Origin of the sequence: Pseudacidovorax sp. NFM-22 (assembly GCF_021401245.1) — a bacterium.
Lineage (GTDB): Bacteria > Pseudomonadota > Gammaproteobacteria > Burkholderiales > Burkholderiaceae_C > Xenophilus.
Window position 1 is genome coordinate 1073194 of record NZ_JACBFY010000002.1, and the last position, 21095, is coordinate 1094288.

Below are 21095 nucleotides of genomic sequence, written 5' to 3' on the forward strand. Positions count from 1 at the left end.
AGAGTCCCCTCATGCAACTCGATGCCACCATCGCCGCCGTCGTCACCGGCGGTGCTTCCGGCCTGGGGGCCGCCACCGCGCGGCGGCTGGCCTCGCACGGCGTCAAGGTCGCGCTGTTCGACCTCAACGAAGCGGCCGGCGAGGCCCTGGCCCGCGAGATCGGCGGCCTGTTCTGCGCCGTCGACGTGACCAACGAGGCCTCGGTCGATGCCGGCTTCGCCAAGGCCCGTGCCGCGCACGGGCAGGAGCGCGTGCTGGTCAACTGCGCCGGCACCGGCAACGCCGTCAAGACCGCCAGCCGCGACAAGGCCACGGGCGAGATCAAGCACTTTCCGCTGGCCAACTTCGACCGGATCATCCAGATCAACCTGGTGGGCACCTTCCGCTGCATCGCCAAGTCGGCGGCGGGCATGCTGGCGCTGGAACCCCTGGTGGATGAGCACGGTTCGGGCGAGCGCGGCGCCATCGTCAACACCGCCTCGGTGGCAGCGGTGGACGGCCAGATGGGTCAGGCGAGCTATTCGGCCAGCAAGGCCGGCGTCGCGGGCATGACCCTGCCCATCGCCCGCGACCTGATGGGCGAGGGCATCCGCGTCAACACCATCCTGCCCGGCATCTTCGACACGCCGCTGCTGCAGGGCGCGCCCGACAACGTCAAGGCGGCGCTGGCGGCCTCGGTGCCCTTTCCCAAGCGGCTGGGCAACCCGGCCGAGTACGCGCACCTGGCGGAGACGATGATCACCAACGGCTACTTCAACGGGGAGTGCGTGCGGCTGGATGGAGCGATACGGATGGCGCCGCGGTAGCCGGCGCTTCAGTGCTCAGGATGGCGCAAAGGGGTTGAACACCTCCACGGCCAGCGCCTTGAAGTCCGCCACGTTGCGGGTGGCCACGGTCAGGCCATGGACCTGGGCGGTGGCGGCGATCATGGCATCTTCGTAGAGCGTGTCGGACTTCCGGTGCATCAGCCGCGCCCAGGCCCGGAAGGCCGCGGCGTCCATGGGCAGGACGTTGTAGGCGCTGGCGATCTGCGCCAGCCATGCCTCGATCTCCTGGGCCTTGGCTGCGTCCTGTTCCTTCGTCAGCTCGATGCCGGCCTGGATCTCGCCGAGCGTCACCGCCGAAAGATGCAGCTGCGCATCGTCCAGGGACTTCAGCCAGGCGACCACCCCGCCGTGCGGGCGCAGGCGGCGCAGTTCGGAGACGACGTTGGTGTCGAGCAGGTAGCCCTGCGTCACCGCTGCGGCTCCACCTTGCGCCTGCGCGCCTGGCCGCGCGCGGGCACCAGCAGATCGGTGCGGCCGACGTCCGACAGCAGCAACTGCTTGAGCGACGGACGTGCCGCCGACTGCAGCCGGCGCCATTCCTGCACCGGCACCAGCACGGCCGCCTCAGCGCCGCGGCGGGTCACCATCTGCGGGCCTTGCTCGAGGCAGGCGTCGAGGAATTCGCTGAACCGCGCCTTGGCGTCCTGAACGGGCCATGTGTGCATCGAAAAGCTCCCTGTTGAACTGGTCAGACAACTAGTCTGTCAGCGGAGCGGCGCACTGTCAAACGACCGACCTCGCGGCCCGTTTCTCGGCGGGACTTTCGCCCATCGGCGGGCGGCCGGCCCGGAGTCCGGATCGATCCCCTTCAAATCGTTGGAATCCAAACGATTCGCCTATCATCCACCCCATGGACGACGACTCCCCCGCCCTGCCCCGCCAGCGCTTCGGCATGCGCTTCGTCGTGCTCGCCCGCCGCTGGCGCCGGGCGCTGGACGCGCAACTCGCCGCCCTGGGCCTGACCGATGCGGGCTGGCCGCCGCTGATGTACCTGGCCGAGGCAGGCGGGGGGCTCACGCAGCGGGAGCTGGCCGAGCGCATCGGCATCGACGGCTCCAGCCTGGTGCGGCTGCTGGACCAGCATGCCCGCGCCGGCTGGATCGAGCGCCGCGACGATCCGCAGGACCGCCGCACCTGGCGGCTTTTCCTGACCCGCGACGGGCGCGCGGTGGTGCGGCGCATCCAGACGGTGCTGGACCGGGTGGAAGGCCGCATGCTCGCCGGGCTGGACGACGCGCAGCTGCAGGCGCTGCTCGATGGCTTCGACCGCATCGGCGAAGGCATCGCGGCCATGGAGTCCGGGGCATGACGGCCCGCCCGGGCGTTCCGGCCGCCGGCGCTCCTTCCTTCGACCGCCTCGCGCGCCGCCTCGGTTTCGAGCCCGCTCGCCTCGCCTTCACCCTGCGCACCGCGGCGGGCTCGGGCGTGGCGCTGCTGCTGGCAGGCCTGCTGGGCCTGGACCATCCCCAATGGGCGGCCATGACCGTGTGGATCGCGGCGCAGCCGCTGCGCGGCCACCTGATCGAGAAGAGCCTGTTCCGCCTGCTGGGCACGGCCGCCGGTGCCGCCTATGGCGTGGCGCTGGTGGCCCTGGGCCAGGGCTCGCCGGCGGTGCTGGTGCCCGGGCTGGCGCTGTGGGCCGGGCTGTGCGCCGGCGCGGGGCAGCTGCTGCGCGGCTTCGCGAGCTATGGCACGCTGCTGGCCGGCTACTCGGCGGCGATGGTGGCGTTGCTCGATGCCAGCCATCCCACGCACATCGCCGCCTTCGGGCTGGACCGGCTGCTGACCATCGGCCTGGGTGTGGTGGTGGCACTGGCCGTGAGCCTGCGCTTCGCGGCCCGGCCGCCGGCCGATGCGCTGCACCTGCGCACGCGCACGCTCTGCCTGGAGCGGCTGCGCGAACTGGCCGCCTGGGCGCGCACCGGGGCGCTGCCGGCGCACACGGCGCGCGACACCCAGCTGGCGGAACTGGCACGGCTGGAGGAAGGGCTGGAGCTGCAGGTGGCCGGCCGCCTCGATTCCCGCCGCGAGGTGCGCGCGCTGCGCCAGGCGCTGACCGCCCAGGTCGGCCTGCTGCTGTGGTGGCCGGGGGCGCAGGCGCCCGCACGCGCCGATGGCGCCGCGCTGGCCGATGCCCTGCAGGCCACCCTCGATGCCGCCGCCGCCGGCCGGTCGGTGGGCCCTTCGCTCCTTCAGGCCGCCACGGTCGCCGAAGCGCAGGACGCCGAACTGGCTGCGGTGCTGCGTCGCCTTGGCGCGGCGGCTGGCAGCATCGAAAGCCCTGCCGGTGGCGCAGGCGCGCGGGAGCCCAGCGCCGCGCCATCCGGCGCACAGCCGCCGGCCGCCTTCGAGCCGACCGTCGTGCTGCACCGCGACTGGATCGCCGCCCGCGAGACCTTCCTGCGCTCCGTGCTCACGCTCGGCCTCATCGGTGCGCTGTGGCTGGCGACCGGCTGGGCCGCGGCGCCGCTGCTCATGCTCGGCGTGGCGGTGATGACCACGCTCTTTTCCACCGCCGACGACCCGGCGCGGATCATGCGCTCGGTCTTCTGCGGCCAATTGCTCGGTGCCGCCGCGGCGCTGGCGGTGCAGGCCCTGCTCTGGCCGTGGGTGGACGGCGCGCTCGGGCGATTGCTGATGTGCCTGCCGCTGGTGCTGGCCGGCGCCTTCGTGCTGGCGCATCCGCGCACGGCGCGCTTCGGCTTCGACTTCAACCTCGTTGGCCTGCTGCTCCTGCAGCCCATGCATGCCCGGGCGTTCTCCTGGCCGACGGGGCTGGCCGAGGCGGCCGCCGTGGTGGCCGGGCCGCTGGTGGCGCTGGCGGCCTTCCGCCTCGTCTTTCCGCCGGGCGGGCGGCGTCGCTATGCGCAACTGTCGGCGCTGATGCAGGCGGAGGTCGCGGCCATGGCCGCGCAGCCGCAGGCCTGGCGACGGGCCGAGGTGTGGCGGGCCCGGTTGCAGCACCGCGTGCTGCGCCTGGTCCGCTGCGCCGATGCGGCCGGCCTGGCGCCGGAGCACGGCGCACGCCAAGGCCTGGCCGTGCTGGCCACCGGACAGGCGGTGCTCGCGCTCGGGCAGCTGCTGGCGCAGGACACGCTGCCGCCTGCCGACCGTCGCCGTGCGCAGGCCTGGCTGCGTCGGCTGGCCCGGCCCATGCGCAGTCCGGCCCAGGCCCACCGCCGGGGCCGCCTGCTGGCGCGCGATGCGTTGCGGCTCGGCCCCCCGCCCGCCCGGCATGCGCCGGCCTCGGCGCTGCAGCACGCCGCCCGGGTGCTGGCGCGGGCCGTCTGAGGGGGCCGCCGCGGTCCGCGGCCCTCGAAATTCGTCGCTTCGGACGAGCGACGCCGCCGCCTTCGCCGCCCAGAATCCACGCGGACTTCCGACGAACCGCATTGGAGACTGGAGACCCCATGGCAGAAGCATTCATCGTCGCCGCCACCCGCACCGCCGGCGGCAAGCGCGGCGGCCGACTCTCGGGCTGGCACCCGGTGGACCTCGCAGCACAGGTGATCGACGAACTGGTGCGCCGCGCCGATGCCGACCCCGCCCTGGTCGAGGACGTGATCATGGGCTGCGTCAGCCAGGTGGGCCAGCAGGCCACCAACGTGGCGCGCAATGCGGTGCTGGCCTCGTCGCTGCCCGAGTCGGTGCCCGGCACCTCGGTCGACCGGCAGTGCGGCTCCTCGCAGCAGGCGCTGCATTTCGCGGCCCAGGCCGTGATGAGCGGCAGCATGGACGTGGTGATCGCCGCGGGCGTGGAGAGCATGTCCCGCGTGCCGATGTTCACGCCCAACGCCCTGCCGCTGAAGGCGGGCCTGGGCGGCTACATGAGCCCGGCCATGCAGAAGCGCTACCCCGGCGTGGAGTTCAGCCAGTTCATGGGCGCCGAGATGATGGCCAAGAAGTACGGCCTCTCGAAGGAGCAGCTCGACGTCTACGCGCTGCAGAGCCACCAGCGTGCCGTCGCGGCCACCAACGAGGGCCGCTTCGCTAAAGAGATCCTGGCAGTCGAAGCCCGCAGCGCCGAAGGCGGCGCCGAGGGCGAGGGCCAGCCGCACACGGTCGACGAAGGCATCCGCTTCAACGCCACGCTGGAGGGCATCGCCGGCGTCAAGCTGATCCAGGAGGGCGGCCGCTGCACGGCGGCCACCGCCAGCCAGATCTGCGACGGCGCCACGGGCGTGATGGTCGTCAACGAGCGCGGCCTCAAGGCGCTGGGCGTCAAGCCGCTCGCCCGCATCCACCACATGACCATGATCGGCCACGACCCGGTGATCATGCTCGAGGCGCCCATCCCCGCCACGCAGCGCGCGCTGCAGAAGGCGGGCATGAAGATCGACGACATCGACCTGTTCGAGGTCAACGAGGCCTTCGCGCCCGTGCCCCTGGCCTGGCTGCAGGTGACGGGCGCCGACCCGGCGCGCCTCAACGTCAACGGCGGCGCCATCGCCCTGGGCCATCCGCTGGGCGCCTCGGGCACCAAGCTGATGACCACGCTCATCCATGCCCTGCACGACCGCGGCGGCCGCTACGGTCTGCAGACCATGTGCGAAGGCGGCGGCATGGCCAACGTGACCATCGTCGAGCGGCTCTGAGAAGGTGTGAACGAACCCGCCATGTCCGCTCGTTCTGCCAAAACACGCCCACTCTGCGTTGCAAATGCTCGCCATAGCCCGAGCTATGGCTGCGCTTTGCGCCTGGATTGGCCGCGTTTTCGCAGCCCGCTCGGCCACGCCGGATTCATTCACACCTTCTGAGCCGCGGCCGGGCCATCTCCACGGGAGATGCACGCTCGGTGACCCTGGATCGTTCAGGCTGAGCCTGTCGAAGCCCGGGCGCGGAGTGGCGCGCGCCGGCCCTTCCATCACAACACCAGGGCAGGACTTCCATGACCCAGGACTTCGGAGACAGACACGCCGCCGCCGCCGAACCCCTGCTGCGCATCGAGGGGCTGTCGGTGCGCTTCGGCGGCATCGTGGCGCTGGACGGCGTGGGCTTCGACGTGGCCGCCGGCCAGGTCTGCGGCCTGATCGGGCCCAATGGCGCGGGCAAGAGCACGCTGTTCAATTGCCTTTCGCGGCTGTATGGCTGGCAGGCCGGGCGCATCGAATTCGCCGGTCGCTCGCTGGCCACGCTGCCGCGCCACCGCATGGCGGCGCTGGGCATCGGCCGCACCTTCCAGAACCTGGCGCTCTTCGCCAGCATGACGGTGCGCGAGAACGTGCGCGTGGGCACGCACACGCACCAGCATGCGGGCTTCCTGCGCGACGCGCTGCGCCTGCCCGGCGTGCGGCAACTGGAGGCCGAAGCCGAGGCGCGCACCGAGGAGTTCATCACCCTGCTCGACCTGGGCGCCGTGGCCGACCGCCGCGTCGGCGACCTGCCCTTCGGCACCCAGAAGCGGGTGGAGCTGGCCCGCGCCCTGGCCGCGCGTCCCCGGCTGCTGCTGCTGGACGAGCCGGCCTGCGGCCTCAACCACGAGGAGCTGGAAGGCCTGGGCGACCTGATCCTCGCGCTACGTGCGCGGCTGGGCCTGACGGTGCTGCTGGTGGAGCACCACATGGGCCTGGTCATGCGGGTGAGCGACAAGGTGGTCGCCCTCAACTTCGGCCGCAAGATCGCCGAGGGCACGCCCGAGGCGGTGCGCCGCCATCCCGAGGTGATCCGTGCCTACCTGGGCGACGACGGCGGTGCTGCCGAGACGGAGGTGCGCCATGCCCGCGCTGCTTGAACTGCGCGGCGTGCATGCCGCCTACGGCCCCACCGCCGTGCTGCACAGCATCGACCTGGACGTGCCCGAAGGCCGCGTCACCGCGCTGCTGGGCGCCAACGGCGCGGGCAAGACCACGCTGCTGCGCGCCGTCTGCCGGCACATGGTCGCGGTGCGCGGCGAGGTGCGGCTGGCCGGCGAGCGCATCGACGGCCGCAGCACCGAGCAGATCGCCCGCCTGGGCGTGGGCCATGTGCCCGACGGCCGCGGCACCTTCGCGCACCTCACGGCCGAGGAGAACCTGCGCCTGGGCGCCCAGGCCCGGCCGCGGCATCCGGGCCGCGCGGCCATGGCCGAGGCGCTGGAACGCATCTATGCCTACTTCCCGCGGCTGAAGGAGCGGCGTGCGCAGCAGGCCGGCACCCTCTCCGGCGGCGAGCAGCAGATGCTGGCCATCGGCCGCGCCCTGATGGGCGAGCCGCGCCTGCTGCTGCTGGACGAGCCCTCCTTCGGCCTGGCGCCGCTGGTGGTGCGCGACATCTTCGCCATCATGCGGCGCATCAACCAGGAGCAGCGCATGGCCATCCTGCTGGTCGAGCAGAACGCGCGCCTGGCGCTGGAACTGGCCGACACCGCCTACCTGCTGGAGACGGGCCGCATCGTGCTGCACGGCGCCAGCGAGGACGTGGGCCGCAACGACGCGGTGCGCCGCGCCTACCTGGGAGGTTGAGTACACCATGGACGCATTTCTGCACCAGCTCTTCGCCGGCCTGGCCACCGGCGGCATCTACGCCACCGTCGCGCTGGCGCTGGTGATGATCTACCAGGCCACGCACCACATCAATTTCGCCCAGGGCGAGATGGCGATGTTCTCCACCTTCATCGCCTGGTCGCTGATGCAGGCGGGGCTGCCCTACTGGGCGGCCTTCTTCGCCACGGTGGCGCTGTCCTTCGTGGTGGGCGCGGCGGTGGAGTTCGCCATCATCCGGCCGATGCACAAGGCCACCGACCTGGCGCAGGTGGTGGTCTTCATCGGGCTGCTGGTGGTCTTCCACAGCCTGGCGGGCTGGCTCTTCGGCTACACGATCAAGGAATTTCCCAGCCCCTTCCCCAAGGATGCCTGGTACGCCAGTGCCCTGATGTCCGCGCACGAGGTGGGCGCCATCGCCGTCGCGCTGGCCCTGGTGGCGCTGCTCTTCGCCTTCTTCCGCCTCACGCCGCTGGGCCTGGCCATGCGGGCTGCGGCGCAGAACCCGGCCTCGTCGCGGCTGGTGGGCATCTCGGTGGGCCGCATGCTGATGTTGGGCTGGGGCCTGGCCGGCGCCATCGGCGCGGTGGCCGGGATGATGGTGGCGCCGGTGGTCTTCCTCGATCCGCACATGATGACCGGCGTGCTGCTCTATGCCTTTGCCGGCGCGCTGCTGGGCGGCATCGACAACCCGGTGGGCGCGGTGGTCGGCGGCTTCCTGGTGGGCGTGCTGGAGAACCTGATGGGCAGCTATGTGGTGGGCACCGAGCTCAAGCTCTCGGTGGCGCTGGTGCTGATCGTGGGCGTGCTCATCGTGCGCCCGGCCGGCCTGATGGGGCGGCGCATCGTGAAGAGGGTCTGAACGTCATGTCCACCGTGCTCACTTCCGAGGCCGTGCCGCTGAAGGCGGCGCCCGCGAGGCGGCGGCTCTCGCCCTCGTCCGTCTTCGCGCTGGCGTTGATCGTGGCCGGCGTGGCCCTGGCCTTCATCGCGCAGGGCTACCAGCTCTTCCAGGCCACCATGGTGCTGGCCTATGCGGTGGCGCTGGTGGGGCTGAACATCCTCACCGGCTACAACGGCCAGATCTCGCTGGGCCATGGCGCCTTCTTCGCCATCGGCGCCTATGCGGCCGGCATCCTCATGGACCGCGCGGGCGTGCCCTACTGGCTGGCGGTGCCGGCCGCGGGCGTCGTGAGCCTGGGGGTGGGCTACCTCTTCGGGCGACCGGCGCTCAAGCTCGAAGGCCTGTACCTGGCGCTGGCCACCTTCGCGCTGGGCGTGGCCATGCCGCAGCTGCTCAAGTACAAGCATCTGGAGGCGTGGACCGGCGGCGTGGGCGGCATCGTGCTGACCAAGCCCGAGGCGCCCTGGGGCCTGCCGCTGGATGCCGACCAGTGGTTCTACCTCTATGCGCTGGCCGTGGCGGTGCTGCTGTTCTGGGGCGCGCGCAACCTGATCGACAGCGGCAGCGGCTTGGCGCTGCGGGCCATCCGCGACCACGGCATGGCGGCCGAGGCCATGGGGGTGAACAACGCGCATGCCAAGTCCATGGCCTTCGCCGTCTCCGCCGGCTACACCGGCGTGGGCGGCGCGCTGGCGGCCATCGCGGTGCAGTTCGTGGCGCCGGATTCCTTCACCTTCTTCCTGTCGATCTCGCTGCTGGTGGGCATCGTGGTGGGCGGCGTGGGCACGTTGTGGGGGGCGCTGTTCGGCGCGCTGTTCATCCTCTTCGTGCCGGGGCTGGCCGAGCAGGTGTCCAAGTCCGCGCCCTGGGCCGTGTATGGCGTGGTGCTGATCCTCTGCATGTTCGTGATGCCCGGCGGGGTGATGGGGCTGCTGCACCGGCTGCGGGCCCGGCTCGCCCGCGGTGGCTGAATCTTCTACGCCTCGACCTTCAACGCCCAAGGAAACTGCATGACCGCCGACACCGACACCGTGCTCCGCCTGCACCGCCACGACGAGGTGGCCGTGCTCACGCTGTGCAACACCGCGCGCCTGAACCCGCTGGGCATCGGCCTGCAGCAGCAGCTGCGTGCGCGGCTGGCCGAGCTGGCGGCCGATGCCGGCGTGCGCGCCGTGGTGCTCACCGGCGAGGGCAAGGGCTTCTGCGTGGGGGCCGACCTGCAGTCCATGGGCGGCGTGCCGGCCGGCGACGGGCGCACGCTGGGCGCGCACACGGCGGACACCATGCATGCGCTGTCCAACCGGCTGATCCTCGACCTGCAGGCCCTGCCCATGCCGCTGGTCTGCGCCGTCAACGGCGCGGCGGCGGGCGCCGGTGCGGGCCTTGCGCTCGCGGGCGACTTCACGCTCATGGCCCGCGCGGCCTACTTCTTCCTGCCCTTCCTGCCCCGGCTGGGCATCGTGCCCGACCTGGGCACCACCTGGTTCATCGAACGCCGGCTGGGCCGTGCACGGGCCATGGGCCTGGCCCTGCTGGGCGAGCGCCTGTCGGCCCAGCAGGCGCTGGACTGGGGCCTGGTGTGGGGCTGCGTGGACGATGCCGCCCTGCAGGACGAGGCCCTCACCCTGGCCCACCGCCTGGCCCGCCTGCCCGCGCATGCCGCGATGGAGGCGCGCCGCGCACTGGACGCCGCCGCCACCGGCAGCCTGGCCGACCAGCTGCACTACGAGGCCGAGCGCCAGCGCGAACTGATCGACGGCGCAGCCTTCGCGGAGGGCGTGCGCGCCTTCGTGCAGAAGCGCGAGCCCGCGTTTCCGCCGCGCAGCGCAGGCTGATTCCCCATGCGCCCGCCCAATCGTCGGAACCGACGATGGGCACCGGCAGAGGCGATTCCTACCATCGCCTCGCGACCCCGCACCAAGGCCCACACCACACAGAACGGGCCGACGACAACCAGGAGACAACCATGCGCCTTTCCATCGCACGCGGCCTGGGGGCCGCGCTTGCCACCTTCTCGCTGCTGGCCCTGGCGCCTGCCGCGCAGGCCCAGAAGAAGTACGACACCGGGGCCAGCGACACCGAGATCAAGGTCGGCAACTTCGTGCCCTACTCCGGCCCGGCCTCGGCCTACGGCACCATCGGCAAGACCCATGCGGCCTACTTCGCCAAGCTCAACGCCGAAGGTGGCATCAACGGCCGCAAGATCACCTACCTGTCGGCCGACGATGCCTACAACCCCGCCCAGAGCGTGGAGCAGACCCGCAAGCTGGTCGAGCGCGACGGCGTGCTGCTGATGTTCGGCGCGCTGGGCACCTCGCACAACCAGGCCGTGCAGCGCTACATGAACCAGCGCAAGGTGCCGCAGCTGTTCGTCTCCACCGGCGCCACGCGCTGGGGCGACCCCAAGAACTTCCCGTGGACCATGGGCTGGCAGCCCACCTACCAACTCGAAGGTGCGATCTTCGCGCGCCACATCATGGCCACCCGGCCCAATGCCAAGGTCGGCATCCTGATGCAGAACGACGACTTCGGGAAGGACTACCTCAAGGGCGTGATGGACGGCTTCGGCGACAAGGCCAAGCAGTTCATCGTCAGCCAGCAGACCTACGAGGTGACCGACCCGACGGTGGACAGCCAGATGGTCGCGCTCAAGGGCTCGGGCGCCGACACCTTCATCAACATCACCACGCCCAAGTTCGCCGCCCAGTCCATCCGCAAGGCGGCCGACATCGGCTGGAAGCCGGCCCACTACCTGGTGAGCGTGTCGCTGTCGATCAGCTCGGTCATCAAGCCGGCCGGTGCCGACAACGCGCAGGGCATCATCACCGCCACCTACCTGCGCGAGCCCTCCGACCCGAGCAACCAGGGCACGCGCGAACTGGCCGACTACCTGGCCTTCATGAAGCAGTACCACCCGGCGGGCGACCCGAACGATTCGCTCAACGTCATCGGCTATTCGCAGGCCCAGACGCTGGCCGAGGTGCTGCGCCGCTGCGGCGACGACCTGACCCGCGCCAACGTCATGAAGCAGGCCGCCAGCCTGAAGATGGCGCTGCCCATGCTCTACCCCGGCATCACGCTCAGCACCGGCGCCGACGACTTCTTCCCCATCAAGAAGATGCAGCCCGTGCGCTTCGACGGCACGCGCTACGTGCCTTTCGGCGAGCTGCTCGGCAGCTGAGCCACCACCGCATCGCCACCGCATCCAGGAGACACCGCCATGTCCGAACCCCTCTTCGGCCTGATGCAGGACCGCCCACTGCTGATCTCGTCGCTCATCGAGCATGCGGCGCGCTTCCATCCGCGCACCGAGATCGTCTCGCGCCTGCCCGAGGGCGGCACGCACCGCACCGACTGGCTGGGCGTGCGCAACGCCGCCTGCCGCATCGCCAACGCGCTGCAGTCGCTGGGCATCCAGCGCGGCGATCGCGTGGCCACGCTGGCCTGGAACAGCTGGCGCCACCTGGCGCTGTACTTCGGCGTCTCGGGCACGGGCGCCGTGCTGCACACCGTCAACCCGCGGCTCTTTCCGGAGCAGATCGAGTACATCGCCAACCATGCCGAAGACCGCGTGCTGTTCTTCGACGTCACCTTCGCGCCGCTGGTGCAGAAGCTGGCGCCGAAGCTCAAGACCGTGAAGACCTACGTCTGCATGACCTCGCGCGAGCACATGCCCGCGCTGGACCTGCCCGACCTGCGCTGCTGGGACGAGCTGCTCGCCGCCCAGAGCGAGCACTACGACTGGCCCGACTTCGACGAGCGCACCGCGTCCTCGCTCTGCTACACCTCGGGCACCACCGGCAACCCCAAGGGCGTGCTCTATTCGCACCGCTCGACGATGCTGCACACGCTGATGGAGCTGGCGCCCGACACCTTCGGCATCAGCTCGCGCGAGACGGTGATGCTGATCGTGCCCATGTTCCATGCCAACGGCTGGGGCACGCCCTATGCGGCGGCCATGGTGGGCACGCGGCTGGTGTTCCCGGGGCCGCACATGGACGGCGAGAGCGTCTACACGCTGATGAAGGACGAGCGGGTCACCTTCTCGCAGGGCGTGCCCACGGTGTGGCTGATGCTCTTCCAGTACCTGGACGCGCATCCCGAGATCGATCCGCGCCAGCTCGGCGTCAAGATGATCGGCATCGGCGGCGCCGCCGTGCCGCGCGCCATGCTGGAGCGCTTCGAGAAGCAGTTCGGCGCGCAGGTGGTGCAGGGCTGGGGCATGACCGAGACCAGCCCCATCGGCGTCATCAGCAAGCTGCTGCCCAAGCACGACAGCATGGCCGAGGACGAGCTGGTCAAGGTCAAGCTCAAGCAGGGCCGCGGCGTGTGGGGCGTGGACCTCAAGCTGGTCGACGACATGGGCGAGGTGCAGCCCTGGGACGGCCAGTCGCGCGGCCACCTGCGCGTGCGCGGTCCGTGGATCGCCTCGGGTTATTTCAAAGGAGAGGGCGGCTCGCCGATGGACGACGAGGGCTACTTCAACACCGGCGACGTCGCCACCATCGACACCGACGGCTACCTGCAGCTGGTCGACCGGGCCAAGGACGTGATCAAGTCCGGCGGCGAGTGGATCTCGTCCATCGACGTCGAGAACGCGGCCATGGGCCATCCGGGCGTGGCCGAGGCGGCCATCATCGGCGTGGCCCATCCCAAGTGGCAGGAGCGTCCGTTGCTGCTGGTGGTGCCGCGCGCGGGCCACCAGCCCACCAAGGAATCGGTGCTCGACTTCCTGTCCACCCGCATCGCCAAGTGGTGGCTGCCCGACGACGTGGTGGTGGTGCCCGAGCTGCCCCACACGGCCACGGGCAAGCTGCTCAAGACGCGGCTGCGCGAGCAGTACCGCGACTACCGGCTGCCCACGGCATGAGCGGTGCCGCCGCCCCTCCTCACGAAGCCATGCGCCGGCAGGCCTGGCGCCCGACGCGCGAGGCCTATGGGTGGCACACGGTCCTGGCGCCGCGCCATGCCGACCTGGACCTGCTGCGGCACCTGAACAATGCCGCGGTGATCGGGCTGCACATCGAGGCCCGGATGCGCTGGCTCGACGCCGTGCTGCCCCAGGCGGCGCCGGATGGCCTGCGCCTGCGCCCTGCCGGGCTCTGGACGGACTTTCTGGCCGAAGGCGCCTATCCCGCGGCGCTGGAGGCCGGCGTGGCGCTGCTGTGCGTGGATGCCGAGGCGGCCCACATCGCCACCGCCCTCTTCCAGCAGGGCCGCTGCATCGGCCTGCAGCACACCGAGCTGGCGGCCTGGCAGGACGGCGAGCGCGTGCCCCTGCCCGCGGCGCTCGTGCAGCAGCTGCGCCTGCACGAGCAGCCGCGCACCTTGCCTGCGGAGGCGCATGCGGCCTTCGGTGCGCCGGCCACCCAGGCCATCGAGGAACTGCTGGCCACCCGGTATGCCGACGTCGATGCCGAAGGACTGCTGTCCGACGTGGCGCTGGCCCGCTACCTGGAGCATGGCCGCTCCCGCTGGTGGCTCGATGGCGGCACCGACCCCAGCCGGCTGCCGCTCACGGGTGGCGTCGACGTGATGGTGGCCCACATCGCCCTGCGCGTGCACCGCGCCACGCCCGTGCCGGTCACCTGGGGCCTGCGCACCGGCGTGCAGGCGCTGGGCCGCAGTTCGGTGGTGCTGCGCTGCCGGCTGTTCGACGGCGCGCTGCTGCAGGCCGACAGCGAGGCCGTGCTGGTTGCCATCGACCCCGTCACGCACCGGCCGGCGACGCTGCCCGATGCGGTGCGCGAACGCTGGGCCGCGCTGCTGCCGGCGGCCTGAAGCAGCGGCGCGGCACTTTCGTCCGTTCCGACGATTCCGGGTGCGGCGCCGGCTGCGCCATCATCGGGGCAGGGACCGGCGACAAGGCCGGCCCGCGCCATGCACACACAAGGAGACAACGCGATGGCAGGTCCGCTCCACGGCGTCCGGGTGGTCGAGTTCGCCGGCCTGGGCCCCGGCCCCTTCTGCGCCATGCTGCTGGCCGACCTGGGCGCGGAGGTGCTGCGCATCGTCCGCCCCGGCGTCGCGCCCGATCCGCAGGACATCACCACCCGCAGCCGCCGCCAGGTGGCCATCGACCTGCGCGGCCCCGACGGCCAGGCGGCGGCGCTGGCCCTCATCGACAAGGCCGACCTGCTGGTGGAGGGCTTCCGCCCCGGCGTGATGGAACGCCTGGGCCTGGGCCCCGACGACTGCCTGGCCCGCAACCCGCGCCTGGTCTATGGCCGCATGACGGGCTGGGGCCAGCACGGGCCGCTGGCCAAGGCGGCTGGCCACGACATCAACTACATCGCCATCAGCGGCGCGCTGCATGCCATCGGCCGCGCGGGCGAGGCGCCGGTGCCGCCGCTCAACTACGTGGGCGATTTCGGCGGCGGCGGCATGCTGCTGGCCGTGGGCCTGCTGGCCGCGCTGCACGAGGCCGGCCGCAGCGGCCGCGGCCAGGTCATCGACGCCGCCATGACCGACGGCACCGCCCTGCTCTCGGCCTTCATGTACGGCTTCAAGGCCAAGGGCCAGTGGAGCAACCAGCGTGGCGAGAACATGCTGGACGGCGGCGCCCACTTCTACGACACCTATGCCTGCGCCGACGGCAAGTACGTGGCCATCGGTGCCATCGAGCCGCAGTTCTATGCCGAGCTGCGCGAGCGCTGCGGCATCCACGATCCGCTCTTCGACGGCCAGATGGACCCGGCCCGCTGGCCCCTGCTCAAGCTGCGGCTGGCGGATGTGTTCCGCACCCGCACCCGCGACGAATGGTGCGCGCTGCTCGAAGGCACCGACGCCTGCTTCGCCCCGGTGCTGGACTGGGACGAGGCGCCGCAGCATGCCCACAACCGCGCCCGCGGCACCTTCACCGAGGTCGATGGCGTGGTGCAGCCCGCGCCGGCACCGCGCTTCTCGCGCAGCACGCCCACCGAGCCCGCCGCACCGCAGGCCGCCAGCCTGGACGAGGTGCTGGCCGCCTGGGGCGCCAGGGTGTGAAGGGCGAGAGCAGACCGCGATGACGATGTCCCTCACCCAATCCATCCACAAGGGCCGGCGCGAGAAGGCGGGCGAGACCGCGGCGATCTGCGGCGACGAGCGCCGCAGCTGGGCCGAGCTGGCGGGCCGCATCGAGCGCCTGGCCGGCGCGCTGGCGGCGCTGGGCGTGGTGCCGGGCGACCGCGTGGGCATGATGGCCCTCAATTCGGTGCGCTACCTGGAGTACTTCTACGGCTGCTGGTGGGCCGGCGCCGTGGTCAACCCGGTCAACATCCGCTGGAATCCGCACGAGGTCGCCTATTCGCTGGACGACTGCGACACCCGCGTGCTGATCGTGGACGATGCCTTCGCCCCGCTGGTGCCGCAGCTGCGCCAGCTGTCGCGCAGCCTGCGCACGGTGATCTTCTGCGGCCGCGGCACGCCGCCCGCGGGCGCGCTGGACTACGAGGCCCTGCTGGCCGAGGCCGCGCCGCGCGACGACCTGCGCCGCGGCGGCGGCGACCTGGCCGCCGTCATGTACACCGGCGGCACCACCGGCCGGCCCAAGGGCGTGATGCTGGGCCACGACAACCTGTACATCAATGCCCTGTCGAACGCGAGCGGGGTGCCGCGCGTGGGGGTCAAGGTGGGGCTGGTGGTCTCGCCCATGTTCCATGTGGCGGGCTGCGGCCTGTCGCTGCTGATGGCGCAGCGGCTGGTGCCGCAGGTCATCGTGCCGGCCTTCGACGAGGTGGCCATCATGGCGGCGGTGCAGGCGCACCGGGCCAACGAGATCTTCCTCGTGCCCACCATGATCAAGCGGCTGATCGAGCATCCGCGCTTCGCCGACTTCGACCTCTCCAGCCTCAAGCTGATGCTCTACGGTGCCGCACCCATCGACGCGACGCTGCTGGCGCAGGCCATGGCCGCCCTGCCCGGCGCCGACTTCGCCCAGGCCTACGGCATGACCGAACTGGCGCCCACCGTCGTCACCCTCGGCCCCGAGGAGCACCGCCCCGGCCCGCAGCGCGAGCGCCTGCTGCGCGCCGCCGGCCGGCCGGTGCCCATCGCCGAGGTGCGCATCGTCGACGGCGAAGGCCGCGAGCTGCCGCCCGGCGAGGTCGGCGAGATCACCGCCCGCGGCCCCATGGTCATGCAGGGCTACTGGAACAAGCCGGCCGAGACGGCCGCGGCGCTGCGGGACGGCTGGATGCACACCGGCGACATGGGCCGGCTCGATGCCGACGGCTACCTCTTCGTGGTCGACCGGCTCAAGGACATGATCGTCAGCGGCGGCGAGAACGTGTATTCGGCCGAGGTGGAAAACGCCATCGCCCAGCTGCCGCAGGTGTCGATGTGCGCCGTCATCGGCGTGCCCGACGAGCGCTGGGGCGAGCGGGTGCATGCGGTGCTGGTGCTGCGCGAGGGCCAGTCGCTGGACGAAGCCGAGGTCATCGCCCACTGCCGCGCGCACATCGCCGGCTACAAGTGCCCGCGCTCGGTGGAGTTCCGCGCCGCGCTGCCGCTGTCGGCCGCGGGCAAGCTGCAGAAGTTCGAGCTGCGTGCCCCCTTCTGGGCCGGCCGCAGCCGCAACGTGAACTGAAGTGAAGCGACCTGTCGACGCCGCGCTGCCAGAGCCCCTCTCCCCTCGCGGGAGAGGGAGCAACGCCCACGCCGGCGACCCGATCCATCCGACGGCGCGGTTTCATGCCATGCGGGTGGCGCGTCGCGCCACGGAGAACTGACTTATCGCGCGGCCGGTGCGATCGGCTGCGTTCCGAAGGAGACAACACATGCCCCTGAACCTGACCCGCTCCTGGAGCAACGAAGAGCTGGAGGCGCTGCGCGACACCGCCGTGCGTTTCATCGAATCCGAGATGCAGCCGCAGGACGAGGCCGCCCGACATCGCGGCCACGTCGGCCATGCGCTCTGGCGCCGCGCCGGCGAGCTGGGCCTGCTGTGCACCGACATCCCCGAAGAGTACGGCGGCGGTGGCGGCGACTTCCGGCACGAGGCGGTGATCTATGAAGAGATGGCGCGCCGCGGCCTTTCCGGCATGAGCAACTCGGTGCACTCCATCGTGGCGCACTACTTCCTCAACCATGGCACCGAGTCGCAGAAGCGCCAGTACCTGCCGCGCATGGCCCGCGGCGAGCTGATCGGTGCCATCGCCATGACCGAGCCCGGCGCCGGCTCGGACCTGCAGGGCATCCGTACCCGTGCCGAGCGGCAGGGCGACCACTACGTGCTCAATGGCAGCAAGACCTTCATCACCAACGGCTTCCTGGCCGGCGTGATCCTGGTCGTCTGCAAGACCGACCCCACGCAGGGCGCGCGCGGCACCTCGATCCTGATCGTGGAGACCGATGCGGCGCCCACGGGCGACGACGCGCCGGGCATGCAGCGCGAGGGCTTCCGCGTGGGCCGCGTGCTCGACAAGATGGGCATGAAGGCGCAGGACACCTCCGAGCTCTTCTTCGACAACGTGGTGGTGCCGGCCGACGGCCTGCTCGGCGGCCAGGAGGGCCAGGGCTTCTATCAGCTGATGGGCGACCTGCCCTACGAGCGGCTGATCATCGGCGTCAGTGCCGTCGCCTGCATGGAGGGCGCCTATGCCGCCACGCTGGACTACGTGCGCGAGCGCAAGGCCTTCGGCAAGCCCATTGCCGAGATGCAGAACACCAAGTTCAAGCTGGCCGAGGTGGCCACGCAGATCATGGTGGGCCGTGCCTTCATGGACCGCTGCGTCGAACGCATCGTGGCCGGCGAGCTGGACACCGCCACCGCCTCCATGGCCAAGCTCTGGGGCTCGGAGGCGCAGGGCCGCGTGCTCGACGAGCTGGTGCAGCTGCATGGCGGCTACGGCTTCATGAACGAATACCTGGTCACGCGCATGTATGCCGACGCGCGGGTGCAGCGCATCTATGGCGGCACCAGCGAGATCATGAAGGAAGTCATCTCGCGGGCGCTGTGACCATGGCCGCCGCCGACGATGTGCTGCAGGTGCGCGAGGAAGCCGGCGTCGCCTGGCTCACGCTCAACCGCCCCGAGCGCCTGAACGCGCTGGACGACACGCTGGTGCTGGCGCTGCGCCAGTACTTCCAGGGCCTGACGCTGCAGTCTGCCGCCCGCGTGGTGGTGCTGCGCGGCGCGGGCCGGGCCTTCTGCGCCGGGCTGGATCTGCAGGCGCTGGACCTCGACCGCCTGCCCGATGCCGCCACCATGCTGCAGCGCCAGCGCGGCATCCGCGACATCATGGTCGCCATGCGGCGCTGCCCGCAGCCCATCGTGAGTCTGGTGCAGGGCGCGGCCAGCGGCGGCGGCTTCGCGCTGGCGCTGGCCTCGGACATCCGCCTGGCCACGCCCGATGCCCGCATGAACGCCGCCTTCATCCGCATCGGCCTGTCGGCCTGCGACGTGGGCGTGAGCTACTTCCTGCCGCGCATGGTCGGCAGCTCGGTGGCCGCCGAATACATGCTGACCGGCCGCTTCATCGACGCGGGGCGCGCCCAGCAACTGGGCCTGGTCAGCCGCGTGGGACCGATGGACGAGATCGAGGCCGAGGCGCGCAGCCTGTGCGCCGACATGCTGCGCGCCACGCCGCTGGGCCTGGCCCTCACCAAGGACGCGCTGGGCCATGCGGTGGATGCCACCAGCCTGGAGGCGGCCATGGCCCTCGAAGACCGCAACCAGGTGCTGTGCACCCAGACGCCCGACTTCCAGGAGGGCGTGCGCGCCTTCCTCGAGCGGCGCGAACCGCGCTACGGCGCTCCTTTGCCTTCAAACCCATGACCCTCGACGACCTCATGTACAAGCCCGGCCTGCTGGCCGGCGAACGCATCCTCGTGACCGGCGGCGGCACCGGCCTGGGCCGCGTCATGGCCGAGGCCTTCATGATGCTGGGCGCCGAGGTCTACCTCTGCGGCCGCCGCGGCCCGGTGGTGGAAGAGACCGCACGCGAGCTGATGGCGGCCCACGGCGGCAAGGCGGCGGGGCATGCCTGCGACGTGCGACAGCCCGAGGCCATCGAGGCCATGCTCGACGCCATCTGGGCCGACGGCGGTCCGCTCACCGGCCTGGTCAACAACGCGGCCGGCAACTTCGTCAGCCGCACCGAGGACCTGTCGATGCGCGCCTTCGACGCCGTGGCCAACATCGTGATGCGGGGCAGCTTCAACATGACGCTGGAATGCGGCCGGCGCTGGCTGGCGGCGGGGCAGCGCGGCAGCGTGTTGTCGATCCTCACCACCTGGGTGTGGAACGGCTCGGCCTTCACCGTGCCCTCGGCCATGGCCAAGTCGGGCGTGCATGCGATGACGCAGTCGCTGGCGGTGGAATGGGGCAACCGCGGCATCCGCTGCAACGCCATCGCGCCGGGGCTCTTTCCCACCGAGGGCATGAGTGCGCGCCTGAATCCGCAAGGCGGCGAGCACAAGCCCGAGGGCAACCCCATGCAGCGCGCCGGCCGCATGCCCGAACTGGCCAACCTGGCGGTCTTCCTGATGAGCCGGCACGCCGAGTACCTCACGGGACAGACGATTGCCATCGATGGCGGGCAATATCAGGCCACCGGCGGCAACTTCGCCAGCCTGGCCGCCTGGGGCGACCAGGACTGGGCGAAGGCGCGCGAGTCCATCGCCTCCCGCAACGCCGCGGATCGCGCGCAGCGGACGGCGTAAAGCCCGCCGCAGCAATGCCTGACCGCCACCCGTTCGCCCTGCGCTGCCTGTACTGAGCCTGTCGAAGGGCTTGTGCCCAGGCTTCGACAAGCTCAGCCCGAACGGTCCCTGGCCAACTGACTCGCAGTGGCTCGCCGACGGGCCTTCTACAGGAGACTTTTTTCGATGACTTCCCCCAACCGCGTGCGGATCGACATGGACGGCGGCGTGGCCGAGGTGACCCTCGCCCGCCCCGACAAGATGAACGCGCTCGACCCGGCCATGTTCGACGCCCTGCTCGATGCCCTGGCGCGCCTGCAGATCGAGCCCGGCCTGCGCGCCGTGGTGCTGCACGGCGAAGGCCGTGCCTTCTGCGCCGGGCTGGACATGGGCAGCATGGCCGGCATGGCGGGCGGCGAACCCGCCGGCGGCTTCACCGACCTGCTGCCGCGCACCCACGGCATCGCCAATCGCTTCCAGCAGGTCTGCTGGGGCTGGCAGGAACTGCCGGTGCCGGTCATCGCCGCGGTGCACGGCGTGGCCTACGGCGGCGGTTTGCAGCTGGCGGCGGGCGCGGACATGCGCCTGGTGGCGGCCGATGCGCGCCTGTCGGTGCTGGAGATCAAGTGGGGCCTGGTGCCCGACATGGCGGGCTGCGCGTTGCTGGCGCCCCTGGTGCGCGGCGACCGGCTGCGCGAGCTGGTCTACACCGGCCGCGTGGTGGGCGGCGCCGAGGCCGCCGAGCTGGGCCTGGCGACGCGGGTCAGCGCCGATCCGCTGACTGAAGCGCGTGCATTGGCGCGTCAGATCGCCACCAGCAGCCCCAGCGCCATCCGCGCGGCCAAGCGGCTGATGCGCCTGACGGCCCACGCCACGCCGGAGGAACTGCTGCTGGCCGAAGCCCGCGAGCAGCAGGCGCTCATCGGCAGCCCGCAGCAGGTGGAAGCCGTCCGTGCGGGAATGGAAAAGCGCCCGGCGAGGTTCGAGGACTGATCTCCTTCGCGCTTCGCCGCTCGGAGCGCTCCCGGCCGATCCGCAGGGTGGCGTCCCGCCGCTCAGCGGCCCGACTTGTTTCGCACGCCGCTGACGCCGGCGTCGATGGTGCCGAACACCTCCACCCCGCTGCCGCCGGTGGAGGCCGTGCTGCCACCGCTGGCGGTGCCGCCGCCGCTCGCGCAGCCGGTGACCAGGACCGCAAGGCCCAGCATCAGGGCCAGGGTGAAGGTAGCGGGGCGGGCGCCTGGGGCGAATCGTGGGGTCATCGAATGCTTCCTTGGATGA

General features: G+C 71.4%; 21 protein-coding genes. 18 read left to right on the forward strand and 3 right to left on the reverse strand.

The features are described from left to right. The first annotated feature begins 11 nt into the window (after positions 1-11). Positions 12-806 (forward strand): SDR family NAD(P)-dependent oxidoreductase, encoded by a 795-nt coding sequence (locus tag L0984_RS10520; protein ID WP_234193629.1) that lies wholly within the window; start codon positions 12-14, stop codon positions 804-806. A 15-nt stretch (positions 807-821) separates the two neighbouring features. On the opposite strand, the gene L0984_RS10525 is transcribed toward L0984_RS10520, so the two are convergent. Continuing rightward, the gene (locus L0984_RS10525; RefSeq protein ID WP_234193630.1) at positions 822-1238 is read right to left on the reverse strand and encodes a type II toxin-antitoxin system VapC family toxin; all 417 of its coding nucleotides are present in this window, start codon (positions 1236-1238) and stop codon (positions 822-824) included. Then, positions 1235-1492: a type II toxin-antitoxin system Phd/YefM family antitoxin gene (locus L0984_RS10530; RefSeq protein ID WP_076505261.1), complete on the reverse strand. Its 258-nt coding sequence runs from the start codon at positions 1490-1492 to the stop codon at positions 1235-1237. The genes L0984_RS10525 and L0984_RS10530 overlap by 4 nt, the downstream gene beginning before the upstream one ends. Positions 1493-1677: 185 nt before the next feature. Here L0984_RS10530 and L0984_RS10535 point away from each other — a divergent pair, with 185 nt between their 5' ends. From L0984_RS10535 to L0984_RS10615, 17 genes are all read left to right on the forward strand, one after another. Then, positions 1678-2136: a MarR family winged helix-turn-helix transcriptional regulator gene (locus L0984_RS10535; RefSeq protein WP_234193631.1), complete on the forward strand. Its 459-nt coding sequence runs from the start codon at positions 1678-1680 to the stop codon at positions 2134-2136. Then, the gene (locus L0984_RS10540) at positions 2133-4118 is read left to right on the forward strand and encodes an FUSC family protein (RefSeq protein ID WP_234193632.1); all 1986 of its coding nucleotides are present in this window, start codon (positions 2133-2135) and stop codon (positions 4116-4118) included. The genes L0984_RS10535 and L0984_RS10540 overlap by 4 nt, the downstream gene beginning before the upstream one ends. A 119-nt stretch (positions 4119-4237) precedes the next feature. After that, positions 4238-5422: an acetyl-CoA C-acetyltransferase gene (locus L0984_RS10545; protein ID WP_234193633.1), complete on the forward strand. Its 1185-nt coding sequence runs from the start codon at positions 4238-4240 to the stop codon at positions 5420-5422. Positions 5423-5715: 293 nt separating this feature from the next. Beyond that, positions 5716-6558: an ABC transporter ATP-binding protein gene (locus tag L0984_RS10550; protein WP_234193634.1), complete on the forward strand. Its 843-nt coding sequence runs from the start codon at positions 5716-5718 to the stop codon at positions 6556-6558. Next, positions 6542-7267, forward strand: coding sequence for an ABC transporter ATP-binding protein (locus tag L0984_RS10555; RefSeq protein WP_234193635.1), 726 nt, complete (start codon positions 6542-6544; stop codon positions 7265-7267). The genes L0984_RS10550 and L0984_RS10555 overlap by 17 nt, the downstream gene beginning before the upstream one ends. Before the next feature lie 7 nt (positions 7268-7274). Continuing rightward, entirely contained in the window at positions 7275-8147 is an 873-nt protein-coding gene (locus tag L0984_RS10560; RefSeq protein WP_076505272.1) for a branched-chain amino acid ABC transporter permease, read from the forward strand. A gap of 5 nt (positions 8148-8152) precedes the next feature. Next, positions 8153-9160: a branched-chain amino acid ABC transporter permease gene (locus L0984_RS10565; RefSeq protein WP_234193636.1), complete on the forward strand. Its 1008-nt coding sequence runs from the start codon at positions 8153-8155 to the stop codon at positions 9158-9160. 39 nt (positions 9161-9199) lie between these two features. Further along, entirely contained in the window at positions 9200-10024 is an 825-nt protein-coding gene (locus L0984_RS10570; RefSeq protein ID WP_234193637.1) for an enoyl-CoA hydratase-related protein, read from the forward strand. A gap of 131 nt (positions 10025-10155) precedes the next feature. Next, complete coding sequence (locus L0984_RS10575; protein WP_234193638.1) at positions 10156-11370, forward strand: ABC transporter substrate-binding protein; 1215 nt, start codon at positions 10156-10158, stop codon at positions 11368-11370. A 39-nt stretch (positions 11371-11409) separates the two neighbouring features. Further along, positions 11410-13059: a long-chain-fatty-acid--CoA ligase gene (locus tag L0984_RS10580; protein WP_234193639.1), complete on the forward strand. Its 1650-nt coding sequence runs from the start codon at positions 11410-11412 to the stop codon at positions 13057-13059. Continuing rightward, positions 13056-13970 carry an acyl-ACP thioesterase gene (locus tag L0984_RS10585; protein WP_234193640.1) on the forward strand — a complete coding sequence of 305 codons (915 nt, stop codon included), beginning with the start codon at positions 13056-13058 and terminating at the stop codon, positions 13968-13970. The genes L0984_RS10580 and L0984_RS10585 overlap by 4 nt, the downstream gene beginning before the upstream one ends. Positions 13971-14093: 123 nt before the next feature. Next, positions 14094-15176: a CaiB/BaiF CoA transferase family protein gene (locus L0984_RS10590; protein WP_234193641.1), complete on the forward strand. Its 1083-nt coding sequence runs from the start codon at positions 14094-14096 to the stop codon at positions 15174-15176. 19 nt (positions 15177-15195) lie between these two features. Continuing rightward, positions 15196-16758: an acyl-CoA synthetase gene (locus tag L0984_RS10595; protein ID WP_234193642.1), complete on the forward strand. Its 1563-nt coding sequence runs from the start codon at positions 15196-15198 to the stop codon at positions 16756-16758. Positions 16759-16948: 190 nt separating this feature from the next. After that, entirely contained in the window at positions 16949-18130 is a 1182-nt protein-coding gene (locus L0984_RS10600; RefSeq protein ID WP_234193643.1) for an acyl-CoA dehydrogenase family protein, read from the forward strand. 2 nt (positions 18131-18132) lie between these two features. After that, positions 18133-18948 carry an enoyl-CoA hydratase/isomerase family protein gene (locus L0984_RS10605; RefSeq protein WP_234193644.1) on the forward strand — a complete coding sequence of 272 codons (816 nt, stop codon included), beginning with the start codon at positions 18133-18135 and terminating at the stop codon, positions 18946-18948. Continuing rightward, the gene (locus L0984_RS10610) at positions 18945-19835 is read left to right on the forward strand and encodes an SDR family oxidoreductase (protein WP_234193645.1); all 891 of its coding nucleotides are present in this window, start codon (positions 18945-18947) and stop codon (positions 19833-19835) included. The genes L0984_RS10605 and L0984_RS10610 overlap by 4 nt, the downstream gene beginning before the upstream one ends. A 165-nt stretch (positions 19836-20000) precedes the next feature. Then, positions 20001-20807 carry a crotonase/enoyl-CoA hydratase family protein gene (locus tag L0984_RS10615; protein WP_234193646.1) on the forward strand — a complete coding sequence of 269 codons (807 nt, stop codon included), beginning with the start codon at positions 20001-20003 and terminating at the stop codon, positions 20805-20807. Positions 20808-20869: 62 nt separating this feature from the next. Here L0984_RS10615 and L0984_RS10620 read toward each other — a convergent pair whose 3' ends face one another. After that, on the reverse strand, positions 20870-21076 hold the full coding sequence (locus tag L0984_RS10620) for a hypothetical protein (protein WP_234193647.1): 207 nt from the start codon (positions 21074-21076) through the stop codon (positions 20870-20872). Between the last annotated feature and the right edge of the window lie 19 nt (positions 21077-21095).

Coding starts and splice junctions, on each gene's coding strand:
- L0984_RS10545 (WP_234193633.1), top strand. CDS start 4,238: ATGGCAGAAGCATTCATCGTCGCCGCCACCCGCACCGCCGGCGGCAAG.
- L0984_RS10555 (WP_234193635.1), top strand. CDS start 6,542: ATGCCCGCGCTGCTTGAACTGCGCGGCGTGCATGCCGCCTACGGCCCC.
- L0984_RS10605 (WP_234193644.1), top strand. CDS start 18,133: ATGGCCGCCGCCGACGATGTGCTGCAGGTGCGCGAGGAAGCCGGCGTC.
- L0984_RS10520 (WP_234193629.1), top strand. CDS start 12: ATGCAACTCGATGCCACCATCGCCGCCGTCGTCACCGGCGGTGCTTCC.
- L0984_RS10575 (WP_234193638.1), top strand. CDS start 10,156: ATGCGCCTTTCCATCGCACGCGGCCTGGGGGCCGCGCTTGCCACCTTC.
- L0984_RS10550 (WP_234193634.1), top strand. CDS start 5,716: ATGACCCAGGACTTCGGAGACAGACACGCCGCCGCCGCCGAACCCCTG.
- L0984_RS10595 (WP_234193642.1), top strand. CDS start 15,196: ATGACGATGTCCCTCACCCAATCCATCCACAAGGGCCGGCGCGAGAAG.
- L0984_RS10580 (WP_234193639.1), top strand. CDS start 11,410: ATGTCCGAACCCCTCTTCGGCCTGATGCAGGACCGCCCACTGCTGATC.
- L0984_RS10535 (WP_234193631.1), top strand. CDS start 1,678: ATGGACGACGACTCCCCCGCCCTGCCCCGCCAGCGCTTCGGCATGCGC.
- L0984_RS10540 (WP_234193632.1), top strand. CDS start 2,133: ATGACGGCCCGCCCGGGCGTTCCGGCCGCCGGCGCTCCTTCCTTCGAC.
- L0984_RS10600 (WP_234193643.1), top strand. CDS start 16,949: ATGCCCCTGAACCTGACCCGCTCCTGGAGCAACGAAGAGCTGGAGGCG.
- L0984_RS10530 (WP_076505261.1), bottom strand. CDS start 1,492: ATGCACACATGGCCCGTTCAGGACGCCAAGGCGCGGTTCAGCGAATTC.
- L0984_RS10590 (WP_234193641.1), top strand. CDS start 14,094: ATGGCAGGTCCGCTCCACGGCGTCCGGGTGGTCGAGTTCGCCGGCCTG.
- L0984_RS10560 (WP_076505272.1), top strand. CDS start 7,275: ATGGACGCATTTCTGCACCAGCTCTTCGCCGGCCTGGCCACCGGCGGC.
- L0984_RS10565 (WP_234193636.1), top strand. CDS start 8,153: ATGTCCACCGTGCTCACTTCCGAGGCCGTGCCGCTGAAGGCGGCGCCC.
- L0984_RS10610 (WP_234193645.1), top strand. CDS start 18,945: ATGACCCTCGACGACCTCATGTACAAGCCCGGCCTGCTGGCCGGCGAA.
- L0984_RS10620 (WP_234193647.1), bottom strand. CDS start 21,076: ATGACCCCACGATTCGCCCCAGGCGCCCGCCCCGCTACCTTCACCCTG.
- L0984_RS10570 (WP_234193637.1), top strand. CDS start 9,200: ATGACCGCCGACACCGACACCGTGCTCCGCCTGCACCGCCACGACGAG.
- L0984_RS10615 (WP_234193646.1), top strand. CDS start 20,001: ATGACTTCCCCCAACCGCGTGCGGATCGACATGGACGGCGGCGTGGCC.
- L0984_RS10585 (WP_234193640.1), top strand. CDS start 13,056: ATGAGCGGTGCCGCCGCCCCTCCTCACGAAGCCATGCGCCGGCAGGCC.